This window comes from Streptomyces sp. NPDC046900 (genome assembly GCF_040644975.1).
Classification (GTDB): Bacteria; Actinomycetota; Actinomycetes; order Streptomycetales; family Streptomycetaceae; genus Streptomyces.
The window spans coordinates 48,795-54,794 of the sequence record NZ_JBEYXD010000059.1; the positions used below are offsets into that span (position 1 = coordinate 48,795).

Genomic DNA, 6,000 nt, shown 5'->3' on the forward strand with positions numbered 1-6,000 from the left:
GATCGCTGGCAGCAAACCCGCTGATCAGGGCGTTGTCAGGAGCCCAGCGTGCTGATGCCGACTTTCAGACGGGCACGGGCGCCCGTGAACAAAGACATGCCCCGTCTCTCCTCCGCGGTGCCTCTGGGCATGTCGACGCGCAGCGTGTAGTGCTCCCCGGCGGGGGTGACGATGAGCAGTTGCAGGACCCGGAACCGGTGCCGCCGTGCCGTGTAGATGGTGTCGGTGAGCATGGCCTCGTCGCCATGGAAGTTCGTCGGCTTGTAGAGCGTGGTCGCGTCGTCGCCGGACCAGGCGGCGGTCTCCTGCCGGGCCCAGGCCCGGAGCGGGGCGAGGGCGTTCTCCTCACGGGTCAGTCGGAGCTTGAGGTCGTCGTCTCCGTAGGTCACCGCGCGGTCCGTCGACGTCCGGCGCGGGGTGCCGGCAGGCACGGACACGATCGCGTCGAGCCGTCGCTCGCGATGGGCCGTCCAGGTGCCGGTGGCGGGACCCGGGGAGGTGACGGCGGGAGCCGAGTTGTAGGTGGCGGTGTGTTCCGTGGCCGAGCCGTCGGCGGTCCGGGCCAACAAGTCGGCCGCGCCCAGCCCCAGGCCGCCCAGGAGGAGAGCGCCGAGGAGCATGGTGGAGAAGGGCCGGTGAGAGGAGCCGCGGCGCCCCGGCGCGCGGCGCTCGGGGGCGGTCCGCGGCTCGGGGACCGGTATGGACTCCCGTTCGGAAGCCGAGCCGACGCCGGCGGAAGCCCCGGAGCCCTGCTCGCCCGTCAGCCGCAACGTGCCCGTGTCGTCCGTGAGTTTCCGCGGACCGGAGGCCTCCTGCGCTTCGGGTACCTCGCCGTATGCCGTGTCCGGTACGGGGCGCCCCTCGGCCACCGCCTCCAGTACCGTCGCGGCCTGCTCCGCGCCCGGCCGCCGCGACGATTCCTTCCGCAGCAGCGCTACGAGGAGCGGCGCGAGCGGCCCTGCCTGCCTGGGCTCGGGCGGAGCGGCGGCGAGGATCGCGGCGAGCGTGGCCTCCGGCGTCGTACGGCGGAACGGGGACGACCCCTCGACGGCGGCGTACAGCAGCACGCCCAGCGACCAGAAGTCGGAAGCGGGGCCCGCGGCGCCCGGGCCGGACATCCGCTCGGGGGCGATGAACTCCAGCGAGCCGACGAACTCGCCGCTCATGGTGAGGGATTCCTCGCCCTGGATATGAGCGATGCCGAAGTCGGTGAGGACGACACGGCCGTGCGGGCCGAGCAGCACGTTGGCGGGCTTCACATCGCGATGCACGATGCCGACGGCGTGGGCGGCGCGCAGCGCGCCGAGGACGGCGAGGCCGATCCGCGCGGCCTCGGCGGGTTCGAGAGGGCCGCGCCGGAGCACTTCGTGCAGCGATTGACCGCGGATCAGCTCCATGACGATCCAGGGCAGTCCGTCCTCGACGACGACGTCGTGGATGGAGACGGCGCAGGGATGGTCGACGTGGGCGGCGGCCCGGGCCTCGCGGTAGAGCCGGTGGGCGGCGCGCTGGTGGCCCTCGTCCTCGGGATCCCCAGCAAGCTGGGGCTGTTTGACGGCGACGTCCCGCTCGACCAGTTCGTCGTGCGCCCGCCACACCGTGCCCATGCCGCCGGAGCCGATGCGCTCGATCAGCCGGTAGCGTCCGCCGACCAGCCGCCCCTCCGCGCCCGTGCGGCACCCGCCGTTGCTCATGCCCCATGAGTATCGCGGGAGGGCGCCCACTTGTCGACGCGGGTCGTGGAGCGGGCGCCGCCACGGTGCGGTGCGGACCGCTCAGAGCCTGTCGATGTCCAGGTTCGCCATGGCCGCGCGCGCCACCTCGCGGCCCCGGTCCGTGAAGTCGCCCTTGCCCGGGTAGCTGACCGTGAGCTTGTACATGTCGCCCGCGGAGTTCTTGTAGTAGAAGATCTGCAGTTCGCGGGGCCGGGGATTCTGGCTGTCGTTCGTCGTGTAGGAGACCGTGTTCTCGGCGGCCTGCTTGCCCTGGTACGCGGTCTCCTTCGGTTCGGTCTTCTTCGGGCCCGCGGCCATGGCCAGCTCATAGGCGCCGGTGTCCTTGAACTCGCCGTTGTCGGCGTGCATCTCGGCGGCCGAGGAGTCCTTGATCTGGTGGGAGGAGTCCTCGGACTTCCTCGCGAGGTGCAGTCCGATCCAGATGCTGCCGCTCCAGTCGGTGTACGTCACCCAGTTCTTGTCGGTGTCGTCCTTCCCGGGCCTGGTCACCTGGTAGTCCGCGGGCACCGCGAGCGTCGCGCCCAGTGCCTCGGCCCGGCGCTGCTGCCAGCCGTCCGGCAGCGGTCCCGCGAACGGGTCGGCGAGGACGAGGTACGCCGCCACCGCCACCCCGACCACCGCGGCGCCGATCCCGAGCAGTGCCTTGCGGCCGAGGCGGACGCCCCCGCCACCGGGGACGGGGACGGCCGGCTGGGTCGGCGGGACCGGCCGCGGTTCTTTCGCCGCCTCTCGCAGGACCCGGCGGACCTCGGCAGCGTCCGGGCGGCGCGCCGGGTCCTTCTGCAGCAGGCCGTCGATGGCCTCGGCGAGCGGACCCCGGCCCGACGCCGGGGCGGCGGGCGTGGAGTGGAGGACGGACTGGAGGGTGGCGGGCGTGTTGGTGCGGCGGAACGGCGAGACGCCCTCCGTCGCCGCGTACAGCACCACGCCCAGCGACCACAGGTCGGAGGCCGGGCCAGGACGGTGGCCCAGCACCCGCTCGGGCGCGATGTACTCGGGCGAGCCGACGAAGCCGCCCGTGTCCGTCAGGTTCGTCTCGCCCTCGATCTGCGCGATGCCGAAGTCGGTGAGGACGACCCGGTCGTACCGGCCGAGCAGCACGTTGTCGGGCTTCACGTCGCGGTGCAGGATGCCCGCCGTGTGCGCGGCCTCCAGCGCGCCGAGCACCTCGAGGCCGATCCTCGCGGCCTCGCGCACCCCGAGCGTGCCCTCCTGGAGCACATCGCCCAGGGAGCGGCCGCGCACCAGCTCCATCACGATCCACGGCCTGCCGTCGACCACCGCCACGTCGTGCACGTCGACGACGGCCGGGTGGTCGAGGCGCGCGGCGGCCCGGGCCTCACGGCGCATCCGCTCGTAGACGTTGGCCTGTTCCCGTTCGGGAAGGTGGCCGGGGATCCGGGGTTCCTTGACGGCGACCTCGCGGTCCACGGTCTCGTCCTTGGCCCGCCACACCGTGCCCATGCCACCGTGGCCGAGCTTGGCGAGCAGCCGGTAGCGTCCGGCGATCAGCCGCCCGGCCCCGGGGTCCTCCGCCCGGTCGGGCACGACCTGGGTGGGGACCGCCTGGGGCTGCGCGTCCGCCGGTGCGGACTGCGGCCGCGCGTACGGGTTCCCCGGATACGGCACGGCCGGCCGTGGCGGTTGCAGTCCGAAACTCGTCGTCTCGTCGGACCGGTGCGGCCCTCCCCCGTTGCTGCTCATGCGTTCATCCTCATACGAGGGCCCTTCGGCAGCCACCCCTGCCCGGTACCGGTCACAGATCCGTGACCCACCGCGCAACTCGTCTCCGGTTCACGCCAGTACGAACGCGGCGCGGCCGGACTGCGCGGCTACGAACGCGCCCTGGCCGAACTGCGCGGCCACGAATGCGGCAGCCGTACTACGCCGGTACGAACGTGTCGACCGCCACGTCGAAGTACTCCTTCGCCTCCCGTACCTTCCCGACCGGCGCCGACACCCAGACGTCGTACATCCGGCCGTTCTCCTCCCAGCACAGGTCGTAGGTGTGCCGCGGTCCCTCGGCTGCCGTGAAACCGTCCCAGGTGAACTCCCACAGCGCGGCCGAATTCCCGCGGTGCGACGTCCCGGTGACCCGGCCGTCGCGATAACCGGGGTTGTCGGCCGGCCCTTTGGCGTCCGCGCTCCGCATCACCGCGAGGGGGCCGCCTGTTTCGCGATCGGTGGCCTTGATGCCGATGCGGAAGGTCTGCCCGGGCGACATGTAGAAGATCCGCTCGCCCTGGGGGGCCCGAGTGAACCCCTCCGGCACGGCGAGCGAGAACCCGTCCGGATCCTGGACCGACCGGTACCCGGAGGGAGCCGTGCGGGGCGCGCGCGGTGCCGAAGCCGGTCCCGAGGACGGCGACTTCGTCACCGTCACGGTGGGCGCGGGCGAGGGCCCCGTGGCCGGAGAACTCGACGGACGGGTGCTCGGAGATGTGCCCGGCGGTCCCGAACTCGCGGGCATCCCACCGCCGTTGCCGCCGTCGCGGATCAGCAACGTCGCCGCCGAGACGCCCGCACCCGCCATCGCGGCGACGAGGGCGGCCGCGATGAGCATGCCGCGGGCGGAGGTTCCACCGGGCCGCGGCACCGCGCCCACCGACGGTGTCGCCGACTCGGGTGCCTCCCGCGAGGGTGCCGCGCGCCGGGGGATGTCCCCCTGTGTCGGCGTGTACGCCACCGGCACGCGTGGCGTACGTCCGGTCTCCAGGAACTCCTGGAGCAGCCGCTCGGCCTCCGCCGCGTCCAGGCGCCGGTCCGGATCGCGCTCCAGCAGCCCTCGCACCACGGGCAGGATCGGCTGGGCCTGCGCGGGCGGACGGATCTCGTCCGCCACCACCGCGTGCAGGATGCCGCCCAACGAGTCGCGGCGGAACGGCGACTCGCCGCTCAGCACGGCGCACAGCAGCGCGCCGAGCGACCACAGGTCGGACGCGGGCCCGGTGCGTTCGCCGGACATCCGCTCCGGCGCGGTGTACTCGGGCGAGCCCACGAAGGAACCGCTCTCGGTCAGCGTCGTGGCCCCGGCGACCTGTGCGATGCCGAAGTCGGTGAGGACGACACGGTCGGTGCCCTCCTCCATCAGGACGTTCGCCGGCTTGAGGTCGCGGTGCAGCACGCCCGCCTCGTGCGCGCGGCGCAGCGCGCCCAGCAGGGCGATGCCGATCCGAGCGGCCTCGCGGGCGTCGACGGGACCGTGGGCGGCGACGTGTTCTGCCAGCGAGCCGCCGTCGATCAGCTCCATCACGATGTACGGACGTTCGTCGTGCTCGACGACGTCATGGACGACGATGATGTGGGGGTGGTGCAACTGCGCCACCGCGCGCGCCTCGCGCAGGGTGCGCTCCCGCTGGCGACGGAGCTCCTCGGCGGAGCGCGAGGTGTCGAGGACGAGTTCCTTGACCGCCACCTGACGGCCGAGCAACTGGTCGGTCGCCCGCCACACGACGCCCATGCCGCCGCGGCCGATCCGCTCCTCGAGCCGGTAGCGGCCCGCTATCACACGGACGTTCTCCCCCTCGGTCCCCATAAGCCCCATCATGCCGCACCGGAGGTCGCCCCTCCGGGACGCTGCCGAGACGGTGGCCGACAAGCGACGCAAGAGGGCGTGCGGGCGGGGTGCGGCGGACGTTCGGGGGCGTACGAGGGGGCGTGCCGGCGCCGGAGCGCACGAGAGGGTGCCGAGCACGGGCCGCACGCGGGGGCGTGGCCGCCCCGGCTGTCAGCCCGTGGGCTGGCGCCACGCCCGCAGCACCTCGTCGAACTGCTGACGCGTCGTGTCCCAGTCCGCCGCGGGACCGGACATGTAGTGTCCTGCGCCTGAAGTTCGATGAATATATGTAGTCTTGCTTGCATGGCACGTATGGGACGGCCGATGGCCGAGGTGACGTTGACCGACGAGGAGCGCGAGACGCTGCTGCGCTGGTCGAGGCGGGCGACGTCCGCGCAGGCCCTGGCCCAGCGGTGCCGGATCGTGCTGGGCTGCGCGGAGGGGAAGTCGAACCAGCAGGTGGCCGCCGAGCTCGGGATCTGGCCGCAGACAGTGGGCAAGTGGCGTCGCCGCTTCCTGGAGTTGCGTCTGGACGGCCTGGGTGACGAGCCGCGCCCCGGGGCTCCCCGGAAGATCTCCGACGAGCAGGTGGAGGCGGTTGTCGTCGCTACCCTGGAGCGCACCCCGAAGGACGCTACGCACTGGTCACGGGCGTCCATGGCGGCCGAGAGCGGGCTGTCGAAGTCCACCGTGGGGCGGATCTGGCGC

The 6,000-nt window shown here is 72.8% G+C and carries 4 protein-coding genes; 1 reads left to right on the forward strand and 3 read right to left on the reverse strand.

All coding sequences use genetic code 11. The features are described 5' to 3' along the window. Positions 1 to 35: 35 nt before the first annotated feature. From ABZ904_RS36435 to ABZ904_RS36445, 3 genes are all read right to left on the reverse strand, one after another. Entirely contained in the window at positions 36 to 1,694 is a 1,659-nt protein-coding gene (locus tag ABZ904_RS36435; RefSeq protein WP_361828328.1) for a serine/threonine-protein kinase, read from the reverse strand. Positions 1,695 to 1,775: 81 nt separating this feature from the next. After that, positions 1,776 to 3,440 carry a serine/threonine-protein kinase gene (locus ABZ904_RS36440; RefSeq protein ID WP_361828331.1) on the reverse strand — a complete coding sequence of 555 codons (1,665 nt, stop codon included), beginning with the start codon at positions 3,438 to 3,440 and terminating at the stop codon, positions 1,776 to 1,778. Between the two features lie 178 nt (positions 3,441 to 3,618). After that, the gene (locus ABZ904_RS36445; protein ID WP_360990636.1) at positions 3,619 to 5,271 is read right to left on the reverse strand and encodes a protein kinase; all 1,653 of its coding nucleotides are present in this window, start codon (positions 5,269 to 5,271) and stop codon (positions 3,619 to 3,621) included. A 324-nt stretch (positions 5,272 to 5,595) separates the two neighbouring features. Here ABZ904_RS36445 and ABZ904_RS36450 point away from each other — a divergent pair. Next, positions 5,596 to 6,000 (forward strand): helix-turn-helix domain-containing protein (locus ABZ904_RS36450; protein ID WP_361828334.1); only part of this gene is annotated, 405 nt, incomplete at its 3' end.

What these genes read in the sequence shown, in the direction of transcription:
- ABZ904_RS36440 (WP_361828331.1), bottom strand. Translation starts at nt 3,440, where the DNA reads ATGAGCAGCAACGGGGGAGGGCCGCACCGGTCCGACGAGACGACGAGT.
- ABZ904_RS36445 (WP_360990636.1), bottom strand. Translation starts at nt 5,271, where the DNA reads ATGGGGACCGAGGGGGAGAACGTCCGTGTGATAGCGGGCCGCTACCGG.
- ABZ904_RS36435 (WP_361828328.1), bottom strand. Translation starts at nt 1,694, where the DNA reads ATGAGCAACGGCGGGTGCCGCACGGGCGCGGAGGGGCGGCTGGTCGGC.